This is a genomic window from Rufibacter tibetensis, from assembly GCF_001310085.1.
Lineage (GTDB): Bacteria > Bacteroidota > Bacteroidia > Cytophagales > Hymenobacteraceae > Nibribacter > Nibribacter tibetensis.
On record NZ_CP012643.1, the window covers coordinates 1,516,160 to 1,538,755 of the forward strand.

The 22,596-nt window shown below is 43.8% G+C and carries 19 protein-coding genes; 11 read left to right on the forward strand and 8 right to left on the reverse strand.

What is annotated here, in order from left to right; all coding sequences use genetic code 11:
• Positions 1 to 93: 93 nt before the first annotated feature.
• The 4 genes from DC20_RS05835 (at position 94) to DC20_RS23550 (ending at position 6,499) form a co-directional block, all read left to right on the forward strand.
• Positions 94 to 4,146: a hypothetical protein gene (locus tag DC20_RS05835; RefSeq protein WP_062542967.1), complete on the forward strand. Its 4,053-nt coding sequence runs from the start codon at positions 94 to 96 to the stop codon at positions 4,144 to 4,146.
• Positions 4,147 to 4,938: 792 nt separating this feature from the next.
• The gene (locus tag DC20_RS05845; RefSeq protein WP_157593062.1) at positions 4,939 to 5,529 is read left to right on the forward strand and encodes a hypothetical protein; all 591 of its coding nucleotides are present in this window, start codon (positions 4,939 to 4,941) and stop codon (positions 5,527 to 5,529) included.
• Positions 5,530 to 5,765: 236 nt separating this feature from the next.
• Positions 5,766 to 6,224, forward strand: coding sequence for a hypothetical protein (locus tag DC20_RS05850; RefSeq protein WP_169788162.1), 459 nt, complete (start codon positions 5,766 to 5,768; stop codon positions 6,222 to 6,224).
• 146 nt (positions 6,225 to 6,370) lie between these two features.
• Entirely contained in the window at positions 6,371 to 6,499 is a 129-nt protein-coding gene (locus DC20_RS23550) for a hypothetical protein (protein WP_262506344.1), read from the forward strand.
• Positions 6,500 to 6,511: 12 nt separating this feature from the next.
• On the opposite strand, the gene DC20_RS22810 is transcribed toward DC20_RS23550, so the two are convergent.
• Entirely contained in the window at positions 6,512 to 6,679 is a 168-nt protein-coding gene (locus DC20_RS22810) for a hypothetical protein (protein ID WP_157593063.1), read from the reverse strand.
• Between the two features lie 22 nt (positions 6,680 to 6,701).
• Between DC20_RS22810 and DC20_RS05855 the strand changes: the two genes are divergently transcribed.
• Positions 6,702 to 7,325, forward strand: coding sequence for a hypothetical protein (locus DC20_RS05855; RefSeq protein ID WP_169788163.1), 624 nt, complete (start codon positions 6,702 to 6,704; stop codon positions 7,323 to 7,325).
• Positions 7,326 to 7,354: 29 nt separating this feature from the next.
• Here the strand turns inward: DC20_RS05855 and DC20_RS05860 are convergent, their stop codons facing one another.
• Positions 7,355 to 7,942: a recombinase family protein gene (locus DC20_RS05860; RefSeq protein ID WP_062542972.1), complete on the reverse strand. Its 588-nt coding sequence runs from the start codon at positions 7,940 to 7,942 to the stop codon at positions 7,355 to 7,357.
• Between the two features lie 313 nt (positions 7,943 to 8,255).
• On the opposite strand from DC20_RS05860, the gene DC20_RS05865 reads away from it, so the two are divergent.
• The 4 genes from DC20_RS05865 (at position 8,256) to DC20_RS05880 (ending at position 11,709) form a co-directional block, all read left to right on the forward strand.
• Positions 8,256 to 8,885 (forward strand): hypothetical protein, encoded by a 630-nt coding sequence (locus tag DC20_RS05865; RefSeq protein WP_062542973.1) that lies wholly within the window; start codon positions 8,256 to 8,258, stop codon positions 8,883 to 8,885.
• Between the two features lie 101 nt (positions 8,886 to 8,986).
• Entirely contained in the window at positions 8,987 to 9,691 is a 705-nt protein-coding gene (locus DC20_RS05870) for a hypothetical protein (RefSeq protein ID WP_062542974.1), read from the forward strand.
• Between the two features lie 4 nt (positions 9,692 to 9,695).
• The gene (locus DC20_RS05875; RefSeq protein WP_062542975.1) at positions 9,696 to 10,799 is read left to right on the forward strand and encodes an FRG domain-containing protein; all 1,104 of its coding nucleotides are present in this window, start codon (positions 9,696 to 9,698) and stop codon (positions 10,797 to 10,799) included.
• A gap of 82 nt (positions 10,800 to 10,881) precedes the next feature.
• Positions 10,882 to 11,709: a hypothetical protein gene (locus tag DC20_RS05880; protein WP_062542976.1), complete on the forward strand. Its 828-nt coding sequence runs from the start codon at positions 10,882 to 10,884 to the stop codon at positions 11,707 to 11,709.
• 363 nt (positions 11,710 to 12,072) lie between these two features.
• Here DC20_RS05880 and DC20_RS05885 read toward each other — a convergent pair whose 3' ends face one another.
• Complete coding sequence (locus tag DC20_RS05885; protein ID WP_062542977.1) at positions 12,073 to 13,308, reverse strand: site-specific integrase; 1,236 nt, start codon at positions 13,306 to 13,308, stop codon at positions 12,073 to 12,075.
• 411 nt (positions 13,309 to 13,719) lie between these two features.
• Between DC20_RS05885 and DC20_RS05890 the strand changes: the two genes are divergently transcribed.
• Positions 13,720 to 14,703 carry an alpha/beta hydrolase gene (locus tag DC20_RS05890; RefSeq protein WP_062542978.1) on the forward strand — a complete coding sequence of 328 codons (984 nt, stop codon included), beginning with the start codon at positions 13,720 to 13,722 and terminating at the stop codon, positions 14,701 to 14,703.
• 116 nt (positions 14,704 to 14,819) lie between these two features.
• On the opposite strand, the gene DC20_RS05895 is transcribed toward DC20_RS05890, so the two are convergent.
• The 3 genes from DC20_RS05895 to DC20_RS05910 all read right to left on the reverse strand — a co-directional run bounded on the left by DC20_RS05895 (position 14,820) and on the right by DC20_RS05910 (position 19,007).
• Positions 14,820 to 15,836 (reverse strand): pectinesterase family protein, encoded by a 1,017-nt coding sequence (locus DC20_RS05895; RefSeq protein WP_062545827.1) that lies wholly within the window; start codon positions 15,834 to 15,836, stop codon positions 14,820 to 14,822.
• 454 nt (positions 15,837 to 16,290) lie between these two features.
• Positions 16,291 to 17,565, reverse strand: a complete 1,275-nt coding sequence (locus DC20_RS05905) for a hypothetical protein (RefSeq protein WP_157593065.1) — start codon at positions 17,563 to 17,565, stop codon at positions 16,291 to 16,293.
• A 572-nt stretch (positions 17,566 to 18,137) separates the two neighbouring features.
• Positions 18,138 to 19,007, reverse strand: coding sequence for a DNA/RNA non-specific endonuclease (locus DC20_RS05910; protein WP_062542981.1), 870 nt, complete (start codon positions 19,005 to 19,007; stop codon positions 18,138 to 18,140).
• 428 nt (positions 19,008 to 19,435) lie between these two features.
• On the opposite strand from DC20_RS05910, the gene DC20_RS05915 reads away from it, so the two are divergent.
• Positions 19,436 to 20,128: a helix-turn-helix transcriptional regulator gene (locus tag DC20_RS05915; RefSeq protein WP_062542982.1), complete on the forward strand. Its 693-nt coding sequence runs from the start codon at positions 19,436 to 19,438 to the stop codon at positions 20,126 to 20,128.
• 135 nt (positions 20,129 to 20,263) lie between these two features.
• Here DC20_RS05915 and DC20_RS05920 read toward each other — a convergent pair whose 3' ends face one another.
• Both DC20_RS05920 and DC20_RS05925 read right to left on the reverse strand, forming a co-directional pair.
• Positions 20,264 to 21,595, reverse strand: a complete 1,332-nt coding sequence (locus DC20_RS05920; protein WP_062542983.1) for a DUF58 domain-containing protein — start codon at positions 21,593 to 21,595, stop codon at positions 20,264 to 20,266.
• The gene (locus DC20_RS05925; RefSeq protein ID WP_062542984.1) at positions 21,595 to 22,590 is read right to left on the reverse strand and encodes an AAA family ATPase; all 996 of its coding nucleotides are present in this window, start codon (positions 22,588 to 22,590) and stop codon (positions 21,595 to 21,597) included. The genes DC20_RS05920 and DC20_RS05925 overlap by 1 nt, the downstream gene beginning before the upstream one ends.
• Positions 22,591 to 22,596 lie beyond the last annotated feature (6 nt).

Below are 22,596 nucleotides of genomic sequence, written 5' to 3' on the forward strand. Positions count from 1 at the left end.
CTATAAAGTTCATCTTAGTGATAGTGATAGAGACAGATTCATCTCTGAGGCTTTATGAACGAAGGCTAAAATAAAGTACACAAATAGAATAGTATGTCCGCAGTAGCTGCATTAAAAGGTTATAGAACACAGTTTTTATATTCGCTGCATTACATTTTATCTAACTTTTCAAATGATCTGGTATTCAGGTTAGAGGGAGAAGAGGATTTGGATATTCTAGATTCTAATAGGCAGCTGTTATACGCAATCCAATTAAAAAACCTAACCAAACCTCTCACACTGTCAGATATATTATCTGATAAAAGAACATCCTTTGTCAAGAGATTTTTGGCAAGCTATTCGGCCGCAATTCCAGTGCTAGTGTCCTATGGAGAGATTAGTCAAAGCTTAAAAAACTACAAAGAATACAAAGACACGGTAAATGAAAGTGAAAAGACTATTCTTAAAAAATATAACATAACAGTAGATGACTGGAAGCTGGTAAAAAGCAAAATTCAGCTTGAAGAAATAAACGAGAAGAAAATTGCGGAGGAAGTGGAGAAGATGATGAAAACTAATTTCCCACTGATTGACCCTATCCCTACAATTGGCTTTTTACTCAATTGGTTACAACATACTGCGGAGAAGCAACAACTTATAACAACAAAAGATTTTTATAATAAGGTTGAGGATTTTGGGAAGTATTTAACTGAACGAATAGCCATTCATGATCAGTATGGTTTGGCTTTGAAACCGTTGCACAAAATCTCAATTGAAAATTTAAATATAGGTTTATTAGAGACAGAGTTTTACAACGCAACCTCAACAAGGTACGAGCATATCCTGTTGGGACTTGATGTAAACAGAAAGCTGCATTTAGAACAAATTAATACAGCACTAAGAGAAACGAATGCTGTCATCGTAAAAGGAGCTTCAGGGCAAGGAAAGACGGCATTGGTATTCAGTTTTATAAATCAATATTATAACGATCGGCTGTCATTCGAGCTAAATATCCAACAGGACCCTATCAATTCTTTAAGATCAATTCAGGCTATAGCCTCTATAAGTAAAAGCCTGGATGTTCCAGCCGTTTTTGTGATCAATGTAAAGCCTAATAGTACGGACTGGCTTCAAATTGTAAAAGAGTCATCTCATTTAAAACATATCCTGTTTTTGATAGCCATTCGAAATGAAGACTGGTATCGAGCGACAGCGGTCGGAGTAGAATTTGAGCATAAGGAAATTGATCTGGCTCTTTCAAAACAAGAAGCCGGGGATATATACCATCGGTTAAACGAAAGAAGTAAGATTAATCATTATACAGACTTTGAAGAAGGCTGGATCAAGCTTGGAAATGATCCCCCTCTGTTGGAGTTTGTGTATTCTATAACACAAGGCGATTCTCTACACAACAAGTTAAAGCAACAGGTTCATCAGATCATAAGTGAAGGAGGACTGACAAATAACCCTCAGATAGATTTTTTAAAAATTGTAAGCCTTGCCGATTCTTTAGGCGCCAGAATAGATATTTCCAAATTAGATGCAAACATTGATTACCAATTTATAATTGAAAAATTAGAAAATGAGTACCTGATAAAAAAGACATCCGACAGGAAATTTATACAAGGGCTGCATATGGTTCGATCACAAACGTTAATCGAAATCTTGTTTGGTGATTTCTCTGAACGTAAAGAACAATATACTTTTAAATGCATTTCTCTGATAGCAGAGGAAGATCTGTATTTATTCCTGTTGCAAGTATTCCACCTTGGCATTATTACGCCCAATCAGCTTATTTCCAAGCTGCACCAAGTGGCTGTGGAGAGCTGGTCTATTTATGCCGCTATCATCAAAGCTTATATCTGGGCTGGTATTCGTGACTATGTGGAAAGTAATAGGAATGTCATGGATGAGTGTAGGGAAGCATTCGGTGATGCCTGGACAATGCTTTTAGACTTTACGTTTGCCAGTAGCTTCGATAAAAATAACTTACTTGATCTACTTCATGTTGAAGAGGAGCGTAAAGAAAAAATAAAGGAACTAAATACTAGATTACAGCCTAAAACAAAGGTGTTCAAATTAGCTTCCGATGTGATAAATAAGCTTATCTATCCCCAAAAAACGCCACTCTCTGGATTTGAATGGAAGTCATTTGGTGAAGCATTGTTTTGGTTAAAGAATATTGATAACTGCAAGCACGTTATACCTGCATTCTCGGAAAGTGATTACGAATCAGCATTTAAGATCTTAGATAGCAAAAGCTTATCGAAGCTTATGTTGGGGATGCATACTTACTCACCGGAACTCAATGCGATCAGAAAGCAATACGCTCCCTTTTTTGTAGACAAACTAAAAAGTGAACTTGATATCCATCATGTATCCGTTGATGATAATGAAGTGCTCGTACACTACATTATCGATGTTCAAAAGAAGGAGGATACTAGATCAAGCAATAATTTTGCCGTAACTATTTTAGATATTCTAAGAACCGCATTCCCAGATAAGAAGCGCTTTAACTCTCAGGGGCACGGCCACCGACTGCAAACGCTCTCCTTAAGTCACGACGAAACGCACAAATCTATATCTCTTGAGAATTTACCACTAGAGGAGTGGGTAAATATAAATTCCACCATCATCAACCTGTATGAGTATAAAGACAGACCTGCCGATTGGAGTGAGTACCGCGCCCAATTAAACAAATGGGAAGTCCTTGTACAAGGCAAGATTGAAGAGATAAACAAATCGTTTCAGCAATTATTCCAGGAGCGTAAAACATACGCACCGATAGTGCCCATCATGCAAAATGCCTTTTTGCATAAAACAAAGAAGATAAAGGAGCCAAAATCAATCAAGGATCCATTAGGCATATATGGAAGGATTAAACCAGAGAGAATTGCTGAAAATGAAAATGAAAAAAAAACCATTACGCTGTATTCTAAATACGATAAGTTCTTCAAATGCCTCTCAGATTTTACGTTTAACATAGATCTCTTTATCACGCAAGCTGGCCAAACTGCTTTTTCTAAAATCAAGCTTAAGAATTCAGAGAAACACATTCATGATGAGAATATAGAGCGCTTGTCACAAATTAACTTGTACAATGCTATCGAGAAACTAATAGCCTATAACCACCAGTACAAAAGTACTTTTGTTAACCTCGATACCAATCACACTACAAAAGTAGAAGTAAACTCTTTACTCACTACAGCCACTTATTGGAAAGCCTTTTTAAATGATAATTCCAAAGGAAAGTACTCCTTTACAAAAGTCTTAGGGCTCAAATCAGACTTCGAGAATAGGATTATAAAGGATTTTAAGCAAGCTTCAAAGATCAACCTCTTCTCGATCAAATATATCAGAAGCACTGCTACCAATGACAAACCACTTATATGTATTGATAGTGAAAGTCCTTTAGGAGCACTATTAGGCATGAAGGAAGCATATAGCCTTGTACAAAAGGCGATCAATCATCCAGAATACACAAGCCTAAAGTACCTGATGCTACAATTGTGGTTTTCGAACTTTTATTTCGTGCAGACAATTCAAAAACGAAGCATCAACAATCAATGGCTTGAAGTAAGGCTTTATACGATAAAAGACAGATCCATCGACGAACTGGCTTCTTTTAATTTAATGCCGCAACCTATAGACAGCCGTGTACTTGAAAACCTTAAATTAGAGACCTGGACTCAGCTAATCACAGCTTTCCATGGTGTGAACAAAGCAGCTGAATCTTTTGGAAAACTGGTTTTATTCCTGGATCATCTATATGATTTGCGGTTTTTGGATGAACTGGAACTAGATCAAACTGAACAGGAAAAAATAAATATACATGTAGACAATGTAGGCCTGGAGCTGCAGCAATCTTATCAAATAATATTAAACTTTTATATAAATATTTTTAATGCGTTTCCGTTCGACAAAACCACTTATTTAGAAAGTGAAGAAGAACAACTGTACTGGAAAGCATTAATCGATATCAAAGATAACATCTTCCCGCAGCTAGATAGTGAAGAGATAAACAATCAGTTCATCATCAATATGGAAACCATACCTGAGTGGGTTGATAAGCTGAAAACATGTTTGGAAAGTTGGACTATATTCCTATTTATACTTTATGGTAAATATATCAATAAGCACAGTACACAAGTTGTAAATAGGGTTTAGGTAACAATTGAGAAGCTCATGCAGTCTATTTTAAGCCGCTCTTTTTCACATTCTGAACACCAAGTTTGAAAATCATCATCTTCGTCTAATCTCATACCTCAAACAGAGCTGGTAGATTATTAATTGGGATACAAAAGGGAAAGTAACAGCTCAGCTTTGCCGCCCGAATTGGAATCTATTCAAGTTGTTCATAAAGCAGCTTTACAGGGAGTGGCAGGCAGAGGAGCAGAAGATTACAAAGAACTTCTACAGTGCCGCCTAGACCTGTTCCGGTATCTGCACAGCCAGAATCCGGAGGTTCCGGAGTTGATCATATTTCAAAAAACGCAAAAGCTGCTCTCTTTCTCCCTTGGTCTATATAAGCAAAAACTTTTCTAATATTCCAGTGGGCCTGAGGAAGCCCAGCCTAGTGTGAATTTTCTAGCTGCTGCCACAGCGCCTAACCTTAACCCCCTTTTCTCTTCCTATAATATAAGAAAAGCCATAAAACGCCTCTGCTTATCATAACACTAGTTATAAGCGAATGTGCCCTGATTGTCAGGAGTTAGGGGTTATGCTTTGATACTTTCACGGGTGAGGGAATTCAATAAGAGTGCTTTATCTAGGAAGTATATGATTAAATAAGATCACTCCGCCCACCGCTCCCGATTAAACGTCATCCTTGGCAGACGCTTACTCGGGAGCGGTGGCACCTATAAAAATAACAGAAGCATAACACGGACGACTTAAACTATTGTAAGTGGGTCAGTACCTTGCCGCAATTACCCATTCATGCCTTTCGAATAGACCAAGATGAAAAAGTTGAGCATAATGTGCCTGCTGGCCGGGCTGGCAGGCTTGGGCTCCTGCAGGGAGTGCGACGAGGTTGCCCCTGATGGGGTGACCGCCCTGCAGGAACAGTTCCACGGAAAGTATGCCCCAATCCGCTCAACCAGCAGTTTGGCCCTGGACGTTGACCGGGACGGGAACGCCTCCACCGATATGCTGGCGGAGATAGGCGACCTGTCCAACAGCTGGGTTGAGGTTCGGGTGTACAGCACGGGTTCGAACAGCGCCCCGGCCTCCCTCACTTTTATCCACCAATGGCCCAAACAGGAGCTAACCCCCGCTGAGCCCACCAATGATAACCCCCTCTCCCGCCTATGGTATGCCACCAAGGTGGTTTATTGGTCCTTTTCCTTTGACAGCAGCCGGACCCGGCTACTGCTGGAGCCCCAACCCGCCGACCAGAGCAATCCAGAGCTGTATACCCCCGCCGAGTCGGTCTTGGTGAAAGGGGACGGACAGATTGAGGTCACCCTCTCCAAACGCCTCTATACCACGGAAGGCTGGAAGACCGCGCGGATCGTCACCCTCTACGGGCGCTTCACGAAGACAACATAACCCTCACCTTTCATGGGGGTGCCGGCAAGTGTTCCCTGTTTGGTTTCCTAGCCGCCGCTTAGCCCGGTCTGCTAAGCCACTTATTATACATATTCTAGCTTATCGGGAATCTTACGTACAGGTTTATTCTAGGCAGCCCCTGTGTTTGCCTTAACTTAACATACCCGCCGTACCTTTGGGCGAACCGCATCAGAAATATCCAAACCACCTCCACCATGGCCATCCCAAAACGCACTTTGATCCGTCTCCTGCCCATATTGTCGGCCCCTATGCTGACCTGCTGCAACTGGGAGAAGGGATGGGAGGAAAGGAACTGGGGTAACACCAGCTTTGAGATCGTGGACGCGAGTTATGGGGCCCTGGTATCCACCCAAGGCAAGCCCTACCACCCGGACACGATCCAGGTCTTCAACCAGGCAGGGAAGGCACAGCCGTTGTTGAGGGTCCCTGTTGAAGAACAGGGAGGAAGGAGATCATGGGCATTTGACCTTGGCTACCTGGAGGGCACGTCCGCAGCGGACACGGACTTCGATAAGCTCGACAAGACCTTCTACCTGTACCTCAATCACCGGGACGTGGACACGCTCCGGATTGTCGGCCGGCCCGACAGGGTATACGTCAACGGGAGGGAGCTGGGAGGGGCGCCTTTAGGCTCGGTCTCTCAGTATGCGCAATACTTCTACATCAAGGACTGAATCCACAGAGGCAAAGAAAGCCTGTTTCCTCGGTTTACATAACCTGGCTTATTTGTCGCCCCTTACCCGAAATGAAAGCCAGGCTCCACACAGGATGGCGTGAGCCACACACATAAATGGACCAGGGAAGGCGACAGGCTGGCTGAGTGGAGACAGCGGAAGAACTCAACATGGGCGGAGCCAAAACCAGCGGAGGAGGCAGCTTGCAGGCGGCACATGCCCAGCAGCTTTCCGCCGGAGCGATTTCCAACCGGGAAATGCCGTTGGTTGGATAAATAGTCAGATCTTCAGCCCATGGGTTTATCTGCGAATCGCCTGTTACTACGACCAGCCCTCCTCGGGATGCTCCTGGCCTCCTGCCAGCCTTCCACCCAGCACCCCCCCGCATCACCGGCACCTAGCCCGGGTGCGGCACTTGCCGATACCTCCTCGGGCCACCATAGCATCCTGTCCAAGAACCGCCGCTTCGTCTACCTAGTGCGGTGGTACGCCCCCGCCTCTACAGAGGCAACCCTGGACACGGTCGTGATGACCGCCTTGGGCGAGCCGTGGTCAGTGGACAGCACCCAGACCGTTTATGAGTGGCTCTACAAAGAGGATACGACCCTCACCGGCATCCCCAAGGAGTACGTGGGCGGAATCGAGAGGGCCGGGAAGTTCTGGCTGCACCCACCGCGCTACGGCAATTACGCCATCCTTGAGCTGAACCCCTTCCCCGACATCCTCCTGCCCGCACGCAAGGGACAGACTTGGGAGTGGGATGTGTTTCCGTGGGGCGACGACGACTACTCAGATCCGGCGTGGGCCACCTGGGAGGGGATTATGCGAGTCCAGAACCGCTACAGGACGGGGGACCCTGTCCTGCTGGACACCCCGCTGGGCAAACTCACCTGCCAGCGCGTACAGGCGACCGGCACCAGCAAACTAGGCACTACCGCCCTGGAATCCTATTTCCACCCGCTCTACGGCTTCGTCCGCCTGAACTACGCCAACATCAACGGCAGCCGGACGGAGATGGAGATGCTGTCGGTGGACGTGCGGCCTCGGTCGGAATCTTACGACAGGGCCGTTAAGCACGTATTCGGGCAGACGTACAGGTAGGCAGGCTTTATCTTGCGGCCCGCCCATGCTCACCCCTCCGCCAGCGCCTTCTTCATCTTGGATATGGTATATGGTGCCGCCCCGGTGAGCTTGGTGATCTCCTGGTAGGATCGGCCTAACTTGAGGTACTTGATGACTTCTCTGTGCTTACCCAGGAACTTTTCCCGAGTCTCCTGGGAGCCGACCTTCCTACCTGTATGGAGCCCGTCTGCCTTGCGGCTGCGGGTCCCGGACTTGATCCTGAGGCTCAGCTGCTCGCTCTCCATCCTCGCCAGGTCCGCCATGATGGTAATCACCAGCTTGGTGAAGACGTGGTTTGAGTCGTTCTCCGCCGAGAGGGTGAGGCCCAGGTTGTGGATGTAGACGGAGATCCTCTTTGCCTCCAGGTCTTTCAAGAGGTTCAGCACCTCGGTGGTGTTCCTGCCCAAACGGGAGATTTCGTGGATGAGCAGGCATCTGATGCCTTCCTTGTCCATGAAAGCCAGGGCCCGTTGGAGCTCCTGCCTCTCCCCTATCGACTTACTAAAACCGCTAATCTTTTCCGAGAACACCTTTACGATTTCATAGCCGGTTTCCCGCAGGTCCTTTACTTGGCGGTTGGTGGTCTGCCCGTTCATGGAGACCCGAGTGTAGATGATGGCTTTTATAGGCGCTTCTTTTTAATGCATGTTACTTCAATTCTGACATTTGCTAGAACTGAAGCGAAAGAACCTGCACAGGCAAGCTGCAAACGAGATTTTTGAAGCATGGTTTATTGTGAAGCGAAAACCTGAACCGCTAATGCATCTATTAAACCATATATAGTATATTTGGTTGGCCAGTTCCGTTAATTCAACCAACAGTAGCTGGATAAACGGATGTTTAACTCCATACATAGGTTCAATAATCGGAGTTATTCCGTTTATCAAGTAGTTGGCGTGCATTTAAGATATGAAAGCTGAAGATTTTGAGAAAAGGGAAATAATCTTTGAAAGCATTTGGAAAACAATCGCTTTGACTATTGTCTCTGGAATGTTCGTCTTTTCAGCCTTTGCTTTCATGGATAGAAAGGAAAATTCTTTTAGCTTCTGGGCTACGTTATTACTGTTTGGTTTCGGAGTTGTTCAAGGACTTTATCAGTTACTCAATCCAAAGACGCTCTTCATAAGGCCAGGGAGCAAACTCGCAAAAGAATATGGAGAGATAGACTTCCAAAAAAGGTACAATGATTTAGGGGCTTTTGAGTACATGGACAACGGCTTTTCGGCAACCATTGAGGAAGAAGAAATGGCTTTTAGCTGGAGTGAGTTGAATACGATAGTGGCTTACAAAAAAGACCTGTATACATATGATGTAATATGCCTTGATGTGTTTACCGCAGGAGGGCATGACTTAAGTATAAACGAGGACACACCAGGCTGGCACCAATTCATAGAGAGACTGAACAAAGCCTTCACCTCTATTGACAAAGGCTGGCAATCAGAGGTTTCTCAAACAGCATTTGAAACCAAACTGACCCTGTTGTACGACAGGCAGAACAGAGATTTAGAAGAAGTAGTTAAAGAGTACTATAAAAAGTAAAGATAAACGACACGCCAACAAGGTGTAAACGTCATCTCGGCCGACGGCCTTCGCCGCCGTTTACACTAACCGTTAGCAGTAATAACAATAATAGGATAAAAATGACTATAGACTCATTTTCAAGACAAATTTCCAGCTATATAGACTACAAAACAGTTGTTCAAGCTGTTAATGATTTAAATAATTCTAAACATACAGCGATGGAGAAATCTGTTCTTTTGTTAGGTTCAGAGACTATTCATAAAGCTGAAGATTGGGATCTATATAATCTAGTAAGAGACTTTTTGTCGAAATTCAAAATCCCTAAAGAAACTTTAGAATTATTGGTGAATACTAACGATAATCTATCAATGGATGATGATGCCATTCAATGGTTGTTGAACTACCGATTCACAGGTGAGCTTAAAGGAAATCCAAAGTTGCACGAACGTCCTTCGAATCTATCTTTCAAACCACTAATTGCAATTATTGCAGAGAGTTCTATTCTAGATATTTTATATTACCCTGTCAATTTTTTAATTAATTCTGTTGAAGTACTTTCTATAAACTGGCAAGAAATGAAACAACTAAACGCTAGAGCTTACCTAGAGCCAGGAACTGCATCAGAGCTTCTTGTTTATATTGAGAAAAGAATTGCAAGTCATTACAAAAATTTAGAAAAATTCGATGCGGGAGAAAAAGCTGGAAATAGTCCATATAATGGATATAGATATTGGTGCTTAACAAGTGAATTGCCAATAGATATCCAAAATCTAAAATTAGCTCAGGAGTTATCCCTAAAACAAGCCCTCTCAACCATTTTATAATTCAATGCCAAATATTCTAAACTGTAAAGAAATTTCAGGAGATTTTCACAGTAAAAATGTTCAACAGTATAAAAATATAATATCTCCATTTTGCAATGAACGAAATGTAAGTAAAGCAAAGCGTAATAACAATACACTAATTGACAGTAATTATGGATTAGTATATGATGAAGAATTAATAACAGAAGAAGCTGTAGTTTATGGATATACCGAGAGTATTCCAATGTACTCTGGAGATCAGCTTGAAAATTATGGTTTCCTCAGGATACCATTCAGAAAAATTCCTCGAATATTATTAAAGAGCAGGGCTGAATTAGACAATTTCATAAACAGTATTGAGAATAGAGATGAGAATCTGCTTATACAATATAGAGGTCAAAATAAGGAATTTTATATTGACCGCTGTATAAAAGAAAAAAAGCATCTATATGGTGATGAAACTATATTAGAGCCATCTCTTATTCCCTCAGCAGTTAGAAAGGACATTTCAATGGATGACATAATGCCATTATGGAATAACCTGTTGCACTTATATCTAGACTCTTTAGTTTCAAAGGCTTCTATAACACAAAAAGATAAGTTTCACCGAGACCTATTAAATTTCAAAACAAACGTTAAGTTTTCTGTATTTTCCTTGGCAATAGCACAACACTACGGATTTCCTAGTGTCGGACTGGACTCAACTACTAATATTGAAACTGCTTTATTTTTCGCAACCCATCAGTTTATCAAAGAAAAAGGCAAATGTTTTTATAAATACAATCTTAATGAATTACAATCCCCTCCAGTTATTTATGTTCTTGCTCCACAAGAAAGATTTCAATTAGACTACAGAGAATTTAAATTTAATTATTCAGAGTTTTTAAGGCCAGACAGTCAAGATGCGAAGTTCTTAAATACAGGTTGGGGACTTAATAAAAACAGATGTGCCAGGCAAATTTGGGTAGCCTTGTACTTAGATACAAACTGTGATTTTGGCAATATCTCAAGAGTGGAAAAATTGTTTCCTTCTAATGATGAATTCGCAAATTTTATTGAGCCTCTAATTGACAGAATAAACAATAATATGCTGGAACCCTACTTTAAAGATTTTTATAAATTGAACTAAGAAATACTACTGCTAAAGGGCTAACCTAAACGTCAGCTTCGCCGCCGTTTAGGTTAGCCCTTTAGCAACAATTATAAATAATATGTACGAAAACCGAATAACTGCTTTTATAGATATATTAGGATTTAGGAATATTGTAAATAAAACAACCGCTGACAGTAATTATGCAAAACAGGTTTTTGAAGTATTAAGCACGATGAATAGTGAATTTATCACAAGTGAGATGTTCGCCGAACTTAATTTGAATGCTATACCTAAATCTGAAATAGAAGAAGTTAAGCAAACTAGGTCAATGATGTCTAAAGCACTTCTTGGTGAATCATCAATTAAGGTAACTCATTTTTCTGATAGTATAGTTTTATCAATTGGGTTAGAAAATGATATGTATGCTATGTCTTTAATCGAATATTTAGGTCGTTTGATTTATAGACTATGGAAAGATTTTAAAATTTTAATTAGGGGTAGTATAACAGTAGGGAGGCTAGTACATGTAGAAGGAGGTCCACTTTTTGGACCAGCAATGGTCAATGCCTATGATTTAGAAACAAACTTAGCTAGTCATCCAAGAATTATCCTTGACGACTACTGCTCTTTGATTGTAAAAAATAGTCAGTCTTATAACTTAATGAAACTACTTTTTCTACCTTTCTCCGAAAGTAAAACCACAAATAATAAAGAATACACTATCAAAAATGGACTGGAAATTAATTTGGCTACTATCTTCAAACATATGCTAAATAGCCCTTTAGGATTACATCCAATAAAGAGAACTGAAATCTTTGAAGAGATTAAAGATTCTACAGTCTTTCTCTCCAAAATCCTTAAAGGAGAGGAGTTAGATAGAGTTAAAGCTAAATATCAGTACTTAATTGACAGAATCAGAGAAACACAATATCCCCCAAATCAATAAATATTGCTAACCACATCTATACTGCAGCTTCGCCGCCGCATAGCTTAATCCGTTTCTCTTACTTAACATCAATTGGCTTATAGTTCTATAATGTCTGTTATGTAAAGCAAATACCCTTTCTCATATTATACATGCTTAATTAATGCTTAGAATTCTAGCCTTAAGAAATAGATTAATCCTGTATAGGGGCAAGTATTTAGAGAAGATATTCTAAGGCAATAAGACTAAGCCTTCACACCTGATTCTGGTTTCTTGCTTGATAGGTGGAATTCTAAGATTGTATAGTCTGATAAGGATCAGACTGCTTATTATTCTCCTTACCTTAGGGCAGCTGAGCAAGCGTTTGCCTGCTTAAGCATCAACCTATTCCACTTCTTTTTTGAAAGCAGTAAGCACGCTTGAAAATTTCTTCTTCACATTGTCTTCAAAACTATCTAAGTAGCTTTCTGTCGTCTTCAAATCACTATGCCCTAATGATTCTGAGATAAACTCAATGGAAGCCCCAGAGCGCTTGAGCACTGTTGAAAAAGAATGCCTGGCGGCGTAGGTCGTGACTGGCTTTTCAATTCCCTCAGATGCTGCTATCCTTTTCATGTACTTATTTATGCTTTTGGTAGCAAGGCGGACGCTTGCTAACTCACCTTCCGGCGTCAACCCCTCAGCTAATAAAGGGAACACATAACTTTCGGGGTTTCTAGGACTAACGCCCCATCTATCAATTATTTCATCCACCTCAGGGGTCCGCATAGCCGTAATAACCTTTGGATTTTGCCGACTGGTTCGCTCAGTTTTGGACCTTACAAATGTTATTCTGTCTGGCTCAATTTGCTTGTATCTTAGACGAGCGATGTCTTTAATGTTTATACCATTGCAGAGATAAGAGAATATCCAGAGATCCCTGGCTTTGGCTTCACTATCGTTTTTTGGTTTATAGTTAAAAATCCTCTCTATATCACTAAGCACTAAAGCCTTCTTGATATTGCGGCCTACTGGAATTTGATACTTTCTTTTACCGAAAGGGTATTGACCCAGGCTTATTTCTCCGGAAGAAATCGCATCATTGAATATGGCCCTCAGAGTGCGCAGGTATATACCAACTGTGGTGAGAGACTTTCCCTTAGATAACATCCACTTTTCATACAGCTTCAGAAACTCCGGGGTTAATGATGAGAAAAGGATTACTTTCTTATTTGAATAGGCGAGTAGGGAGGCACAGGCACTTGCATAGCTTTCGGCAGTCCCTACCCTTCCATCCTTCTTAAGTGACTCAATTTTGTTAGCAAAGCAAGCCAGGACGTCTTGTTTGTTTGCCACATCCAGAAACCTTTTTTCAAAAGCCTCAAAAGAGAAAATCTCTAATTTATTGATGGTTTCTACTGCACGTAACTCAATTGCTTGAAAAGCAATCTGAAGCTCTTTGTACTTACCCCTGGGCTTTTCACCCTGTGTTTTGGCGAAATCCTCCTCTGTGAGGCTATATGGCGTAAGAAAGTACTTGCGCTGCCTTAACCATGTCAATCGCAGTTTTAATGGGTAAGTCCCATCTTTCAAGGCTCTCCGGGTATCTAGTATTATAGAGGTATGAACTATTGCTGCCATTCCTATTCAAGTTTGTTTGCACACAATTTGCACACAAATACTTAGATTAAAAACAAAAAACAGCAAACACTAATAGACAAAAACGCTTCAATTTACCTCAAAACAAACATTTACAATAAAAAGCAAACATCAGCAACCAGCAGTAACAAGACTGTTAATCATGGGGTCCTTGGTTCGAGCCCAAGAGGGGGAGCTTCTAAAAAAGCCACTTACGAGATAAAACTTGTAAGTGGCTTTTTTGTTTGCAAACTACTATAGCTTATTAAATTGCTTGCGCCTAAAAAGAGAGGGCAAGTAGTACCATTATTTAAAGGCTTCACTTAAATCAATGGCTGTCCAACTCATTACAAACCATTTCAATTTTACTTAGGAAACTTTCGTTTACTTCACAAAACCAGATATCACCTTTTTATGAAATACTATCTTCTAAGCCTTCTCCTGCTGCTTTCATCAGCTTCGGTTATGGCTCAAATGACCTCAGGTTTAACAGGGAAAAGAGATACTAGTTTCACCAACCACAGCGCTTACCTGCAGGCAAAGAAGAAGCATCCTGACATCAAGTTGGTACAGGAGTTCTCTCTGCCATCTGTGAAGGAAAAACGGAATGTGGTGTACTGCCGCATAGGAAACCGGGATTTGGCACTTGATGCCTTCTTCCCAAAGAAGAAGACCAAAGGGAAAACTCCGGCCATTCTTATTATCCATGGGGGTGGCTGGCGCAGTGGCTCAAGGGAGCAACACATTCCGCTGGCTCAAAGACTGGCGGCACTGGGCTATGCCTGCTTTACCGTAGAATACCGTCTCTCCACCGAAGCCCTCTATCCTGCTGCCATTCACGACCTAAAATCAGCAGTGCGTTGGTTACGAACAAATGCAAAGCAGTACAACCTGGATACAACTAAAATTACGGCCCTTGGCTTTTCAGCGGGTGGCGAGTTGGCAGCATTTTTGGGTGCCACTAACAAGAAGGCTGAATTTGAGGGCAACAACTGCCCAAGCAATGCTTCCAGTCAGGTGCACGCCGTGGTAGACATTGATGGTACACTTTCTTTTGCGCACCCAGAATCTGGCGAAGGAGATGATTCCCGCTCTACCTCAGCCGCCACCTACTGGTTTGGGTTCCCAAAGAAAGAAAAGATGGCTTTATGGGAAGAAGCATCGCCGTTGGCGCATGTAGGCAAAAATTCGCCGCCGTTCCTTTTCATCAACAGTTCAGTAGACAGGATGCATGCTGGCCGCGACGACTTCAGGAAGGTTTTAGACCAACACCATATTTATTCAGAGGTACATACGTTCCCGGAAGCCCCACACACCTTCCCCCTGTTTGATTCCTGGTTTGAACCGATGGTCTCCTATATTGATTCTTTCTTAAAGAAGGTTTACAAGAGTAAATAGGGGAGTGGAGAGATTGGGTTGAGCGTAACTGACGACCTATGTTGCAAAGGAATGGGATGCCTTGATGCAGAAGAAAGCGGCATCTGGAAGACATCCCTTAGTGCTACTGGTCCGCGTTAGTTATTATCTAAGCTACCTGGCTTCCAAGCCTCTTTTCCGGCAAAGATATTTTCCAGGGTATACTTTTTTGCCTCCTTCTTTGAAAGTTGCTTTGACCACAAAACCCGTTTAGAGGGGTTAGCTCCTGCTCCGCTGCTTTGGTATTCAGCATAGTGCGTTGTTTTTTCTTTGTCAGGGAACATCTTATCTCCTTTCCAAGGATTCCATCCCTCAGGAGTGATATGAGCCCCCATTTCTGTCCGGATAAACACTGTTTTTGCGTAAGGTCGCCATGGTCTCCCCAAGTAAACTTTTTCAGCTTGTGGAGCGGCTATCAATTTACAGTCAAAGAAAACGTAGCCAAACTGTTGCGACTGCCGCTGGGCTGCAGCGGTAATGTAGGAGTTCGCAAGGCTCTTGATGGTGCAGCTTTGGAAAACACAGGTCGCTTCCCCAAAAATAAAATCAGTAGTACCTTCTATATAACAGTTCTCATAGTATTGCCGGCTTTCTGCTGTGGCAGTGTATAGGGTGTCTTGGTTTCCAAGAATACGGCAATTACGGACAATGATCTTATCGCCCTCTACATGCAAGGCGACTGCCTGTCCCACCCGGCCTGCGGTATTCTCGATAGTTAGGTTCTCTAGTTGCACCCCATTTCCCTGGATCAGGACAGTATAGGAGGTGTATGTAGAAAACTTCTCTAATTTATAGGCGTCTTTTCCGCCCTCCACCAGTTTTCCAGAAAAATCGTTGCCGGTAATAATGGTGGATTCAGGGCTTTCTCCAATCAGAGAGATGTTGGTTTTCCACGAAGGAACGATTAGTTTTTCTTTGTAGATGCCTTTCTTTATATGAATGACAACCCGTTTCTGGCCTAGATCCCGAACTGAATTAACAGCTTCCTGAATGGTTTTGTAGTTTCCACTGCCGTCTTGAGCGACTGTAAGGGTACTTGGGTACGCCTGTTGCGCTTGTACCTTCTGTAGGAAAAGACAAACAAACAGCAAGGGGGCTAATACATACTTGAGCATAGAATTACAGGAAAAAGTTTGCCATTCACCCACTAGAACAAACCTCTGGGCAGCCCCAATAATACTCTTAAAATTGTTTCTTACCAATTTGGCTGATACTACTGGATTGCCAAGCAACCCTATGCCCCCTTCTAATACGTAGCCGCCGATGGGAAAATAGACCTTAATACTTGGTGAAATCCACATCTTTTTTTGCAGATCAGCCTTTGAACTTCCCAGGAAAAAGCTTGGTGTATACTTCAATAGAGATGGGCCAATTAATCAGACTGCAAAACCAGAACAGGGCACATAAAGCAAAAAGGGTTGCCCCATTTCCGGACAGCCCTTTTTACTTTATGATTCAAGATATTTTCATGGCTCTGCACTACCGTGGAATCATGCACCCTGCTAATCTTAATATTATAACTAGTTTTTCTGAAGGTTTAACAGGGTCCAATTCCGGCGCCATATCTTGTTAAAAGAAGAAAAAAGACCCTCCTCCCCCCTCAAACCTGGGGTTTACTACATTGTTGAAAATAGAGCCAAACCTGTATCTGATGCCGAAGTTGAAAAAGAAATCATAGTTTGAGTTCAACTGACGGCGTCTGGTAAATAAATCCTCATCAGACACTTCCCCTTTGACAATGTTTAGTTGGTCCCGCTGATAGGCATAGTAGCCCCCTACATTAAAAGAAAGCCCCTTGAAAATGCGGATATCTGCGTTGCCTGAGAAGGAAAGCCGGTCTTTGCCAAAGTCATGGAAGAACTGGCTGTAAGAGGTGGATCCGCTCACTTGCCCCCATTTCTGGTTAAAGCTCAGGTCAAGAGACAATGTATGCTGAAAACGCAGCTCCTCCAGTTGATTGTAGATGGTTTCTTCTTTGTAATTGAAATAACGAGGACCAGCCTTGTACATCAACCCCACATAGCTGGTGTTTGATTGTTTATATGGGAATAGGTTGTATTCAATGGCCGGCGATATAGATGCCGTCAAATCATAGTTTGAGAAGTCTGCCCGTTGCACATTGAAATAGCCCCCTAAGGAAAGGTGGTCAGTAACAGACCAGACCGTTAGGTTATTGAAATTGTACTGCCTATTTGAGAATTTAAATTCGTTTTCGCCTTCGCCATACCTGTTAGTACTATGGTTAATACTGGCAGACAAATTAGTTTTGAGTTTGTCGGTTACCCTGTCGGCAGAAAGGCTACTGCTGAGATTGTTGCTTGAGTAGTTTTTGTCACCGCTGAAGTACCCCCTCAGGTTAATGTTGAAAACCCAGAAATTCCAGGGATCTTCTGAAGGTGCAGTTCCGGTAGAAGGGGCATTCTCTACCGTGTTTTTGAAGCTAATAACCAAATCTTTGGCTTTTTCTGTCTTCAGAATAAAAGGAAGCAGCCCAAGTTTGATTTTCTCTGCTGCCTGCCTTCTATCTTCATCATCTGTGGCAGTAGCTGGCCGTATGTAGGATATTGTATCCTTCATGCCTTCAAATCTACCTTGCCCCGAGAATTGCAGTTTATACTCCCGTCCTCCGCTGCCTGTTTCCTGGGAAGTGACCAGCACAAAAACGTTTGATTGAAAGCGGTCATTCACATAATCCACATAGTTGATTTCCCTCTTGATAAAGTCTTGGTCACAGTATGCCTGGCAGTCAAGGAACACTCTAAGATTTATGTTTTTAGAGGATGGTTGGGCTTGAATTTGAACAGCAAACAAGAAGAGCACCCACAATAGGTAGATTTTCTGCATAAAGAATGGGCGTGAACGTAAGGATGTAAATGATGGAAGACTAGTAAACCAAGCGTAAAGAAGACAGCTAAATAACCACCTTTAAGCTGCACTAAATATAGAAATTTAATTATATATTTAAGTCAAAGATTGTTCTGAAGTCTGCAGTGCCACTAAGCACACTTGTCCCGACGTTCTACCTAAACCTCAGGTAATACTCCATAGTTATTTTGTATAGGCCTACAAACGACCTTTCACAAGCCTTGTAGCTTCTCATTGTACACACAGCTACATTGACAAGAACCAACTTCTTTTTCCCTGCTAAAGAAGTGGCGATTCGTAAGCTATTGATGATAAAACATTAACAAGATTTCCATAAAGTAAAAGAGGCTGCCCGAAAATCGGACAGCCTCTTTTACTTTATGGTTCAGGATACTTTTATGGCATCTGCACTACCGTGTCAAGCTGTGATTGAAGATTCTGAAATAATTCGCGCTACGCGAGGCAGAGTATACTTCAATACCTCCATATCAGTCAGGCAAAAGTCATTCTACCTGTTTACTTACTTCGTGAACAGGAATTACAATTTGCTTTTAACGGACTACCGGAGTATTGTCTTCCCGGGACTCTAATACCTGCTGCAACTGCTTGGGCAATGCTGAAAGCAGATCATAACCAGTTGCTTCTTCAATGGCGTCTACGGTAGTAAGGTAAGTTTCCCATTTAGAACCTACCGTGTTTCTGTTGGGCGTGTCTATTGCAATAACTCTGGTGGAAGTAGTGATACGGCTTAAATCATCTTCCCCTTGGGGTAAAACTACCAGCACCTTCCAAATGCGGGCAGGCACCGTGATCCGGCCGTTGTCAATGGTTTTGAGCGTGCCATTGGTGCCGGAGCCACCTTCCCCGTAACTGCCCATGACAACATACACCTCCATTCCTTTCTGGACCAAGCTCCGCGTGTAGTCTTCCAGATTTCCCCACGTTTCCTGATTGTTCTTAGGGGCCTGCGGAATTATGTTAGTCATCAAAAAGGTAGTGGAGTTATCTTCCACGGTCTTGGTCCGGTCACCCGATGGAACATTGTGGCCCCGGTCAAAACCAGTGCCTGAATAACTGGAGGAGGAAGCCCGGTACCACCCTTGCGGAAGAGAGGCATCGGCCCGGAAATCATCTTGGCGGGGAGCAGAACCCAACCAGGCAGGACTAACATGCCAACTCGCCCAGTTTGGCGTGCCCCTGTCACGGCTGTAGGACAAGGCGTATTGTGCTCTGGAAATAAGGAAGTTGTTCTCGTTACTGATATCAGCCGTGGCTCCGCTGGGATTTCCCAGCAGCAACTGTTCATCGGCTAAGGAAAAAGACTTTCTGGGGGCTACTACCGTCTCTTTACAACTGATGACAAACAGAGATAGAAACAGAAGGGAAAGGTAGCGGTAGTTGCGAAAAAGGGTAACTGACATTTGAATCACGTTAGGTGTTCTTCCTGAAAGAAGGGTACTAGTTTAAACTCAGACATGGCTCTTTTGTTGCACTCCCCACCTCTTCAAACACCTTTCTCCTGCATGTTCATAAGAAGAATTGCCTTAAATATTTCACCCTTCATATACTCCTTTGAAAAAGACTATAACTACTCTCTTCGCCAAGGAAGATATCTATAAAAAGTAATAAACACCACAAACAACCTTCTTCTAAAGCAACGGAATGGTTATATAAACTTGCAAAATAAAGTATGTTTTTGAGGTAATTTGACGAAAACCGACCAGACACATGGTAGATTGCTCTAAGTTGAAGACCCTATAAATATCCTATTTCAACTTACATATAAAAGTATTGCAATAATTTCATTTAATCTTCTAGATTTACAGAGCACTAACAAAAGTGGGAGAAAATGAGAATTGCTCAGCAAGTATGCCCTAAGCAGCAGATAGCAGAAAAAATTGCTTGCATTGCCGCCATCGCAGATCAGTTGCCGGGAGTAGTGGTTATCCACAACATCAAGAATGACCTGACTGTGGAGTACATGTCAGAAAGAGGCTTGCAGCAGATTGGGGTCACCCTGGAAGAATTGCAGGAAATGGGACCAGACTTTCACTCCCGCTTCTTCAACCCTATAGAATCTGCTGAATATATTCCCAAACTAGTTCATGGCTTATTGGAGCGCAATGATGAAGACGAAATCTTGTCTTTCTTCCAGCAGGTGCGGTTTCATGAGCAGGCAGAATGGATGCTCCACCTAAGCACCATTAAAATCTTCATGCGTGACGAGGACGGCCAACCTCTTCTGACCATTACGTTTGCCGTGGCCGTAGACCCCATGCACCATGTCACTTCAAAGGTAAACCGAATCATAGAAGAAAATACATTCCTCAGGCAGCATTACCAGCAGTTTGCCAGCCTGGGGACCAGGGAAAGGGAAGTGCTGAAACATGTAGCCTTAGGGAAAAGCTCGGTAGAGATAGCCCAAGAGATGTACATTTCTGAAAAGACCGTGAATACGCACCGGCGTAACCTCAAAATAAAGCTAGACGCCCATTCCTCTTTTGACCTGTCGCAGTACGCCCGTGCTTTTGACCTGATTTAACCAAAACAGCTTCAAAACGCCGTTATCCTTTTCTTCTGCTTTGAGGGTAGTTACTTTTAACTAACCCAGCTATTTCAACGCTTCTTTTGCAAAACTGGGCATAAAGCAAAACTTCCTTACTGCTAAAAGCGACCTTTACAGCAAGCCCCTGGATTTGAACTCCAGGTACTTGTTGATGGCGTTTACCGTCAGTTTTTCAGGAGGCGTTAAGACCGAGTGGATGCCGTGGGCGGTGAACTCCTTTACAATCTGGCGCTTTTCATAGGCAAACTTCTCCGCAATGGCTTTCAGGTAGATTTCCTCCAAGTTGTCGGCGGGCTTTTCCAGGAGGTCGCGGGTCTCGGTGTTTTCAAAGAAGACGACCAGCACCAAGTGGTGTTTGGCTAGTTTGCGCAGATAGGGCAACTGACGTTTGGCTCCGTTCAGGGTTTCAAAGTTGGTGAAGAGCAACAACAGGCTGCGTTGCTTTATCTTGGACCGAACGGTCACGTACAGCCGCTGGAAATCCGTTTCCTGAAACTTAGTGGTTTGGTTGTAGAGCACTTCCAGAATCTTCTGCAACTGCGAAGACCGGCGCTCAGCAGGCAGCATGGAGCCAATTTGGTCTGAGAACGTGATCAACCCTGCTTTGTCTTCTTTGCGCAACGCTACGTTAGACAGCACCAGCGTGGCATTGATGGCGTAGTCCAGCAAACTTAAACCGGCGAAGGGCATTTCCATGACGCGCCCTTTGTCAATGAGGCAATACACCTGCTGCGACTTTTCTTCCTGGTAATGGTTCACCATCAGATCCGCTTTGCGGGCCGAGGCTTTCCAGTTGATGGTCCGCTGGTCATCTCCCGCTACATACGACCTGATTTGCTCAAACTCGGCACTGTGTCCCACTTTCCGCACTTTCTTGATACCCATGGCCGTCAGGTGCTGCGAGGCTGCCAGCAACTCATACTGCCGCATCTGGATGAAGGATGGGTACACCGGCACCTCCTGCCCCAGTCCGAACCGGTAACGCCGCCGCACCAGCTGCATGGGTCCGTTTGCAAACACGTTGGTGGCGCCAAAGGAATACACCCCGCGTTGCGTCGGGCGTAACTGGTACTCAATCACGTGCGTCTCGCCCTTGGGCACCTGCACCAGAAAACTGGCATCGCGCTTCTGAAATTGGAACGGCAGTTCCTCCAGCACCTCCAGCCGCGCCGTGAAAGCATAGCGGTTCTCCACATACAGGTACACCGGGTTTTCGCTTCCGTTAGAGAGTTTTTCCTGCATGCTGCGTGAAGCCATAATCCCGTCAGGGTGCCGGAACAGCGCCACCATGTCTACTCCCACAAACAGCACCAGCCCGCCAAACAGAATCTTCACTAGGAACAGAAACGCCGGGAAAAAGAAGGCCAGCACAAACAACCCTACCGCCGCAGACAGGGCGTAGAAAAAGTACCTGGTGAAGTAAAGGCTACGGAGAAAGGACACTAGCGGGGAACCTCTGTTTTCTGAATGATTTGCTTGATGACATCATCTGGCGTGGCACCTTCCATCTCCCGCTCCGGGGAAAGCAGAATGCGGTGCCGTAACACCGAGGGGGCTAACTCCTGTACGTCTTCAGGGGTCACAAAAGAACGGTTCCGGATGGCGGCCAAGGCTTTGGCACTGCTTAGCAAGGCCAGCGAAGCCCGCGGGGAAGCCCCCAGGTACAAAGACTTATTGGCTCTGGTTTGCACCACCAAATTGGCAATGTACTCCAGCACGTTAGCATCTACGTGTACGCTTTTCACCTGCTTCCGCAGCGCCGAAACACTGGGGGCGGTAAGCACGGGTTGCACCTCGTCCAGTTCCCGCTGTACGGTTGGGCGGTTGTGGTGCACCTCCAGAATGGCTACTTCTTCGGCTAGGGATGGGTAGTGCACCAGAATCTTGAACATGAAACGATCCAGCTGGGCCTCAGGCAAGCGGTAGGTTCCCTCCTGCTCAATGGGGTTCTGGGTGGCCAGCACAATGAACGGATCGGCTAGGGCATACTGGGTTCCGTCATGCGTGATTTGCTGCTCTTCCATGACCTCAAACAGAGAAGACTGCGTTTTAGCCGGGGCCCGGTTAATCTCATCAATCAGCACGATGTTAGAGAAAATAGGCCCGTGTTTGAACTGAAACGTAGCGGTGCCGGGGTGAAAGACAGAAGTACCCAGTACATCAGAAGGCATCAGGTCTGGAGTGAACTGAATCCGGCTGAAGCCTACGTCTATGGTGCGGGCCAGCAGTTTGGCGGTCAAGGTCTTGGCAATACCTGGCACGCCCTCAATGAGCACGTGCCCCTCGGCTAAAATAGCCACCAGCAACAGGTCTACAAAAGCTTCCTGCCCAATAATGCGTTTCCTAAGTTCTTCTTTGATGCGGCCTACGGCGTGCTGCAGTTCTGAGAAATCTGCGCCCGGGTCCACCCCCAATGCGGCGTCTTCTAATCGTTCCATGATATG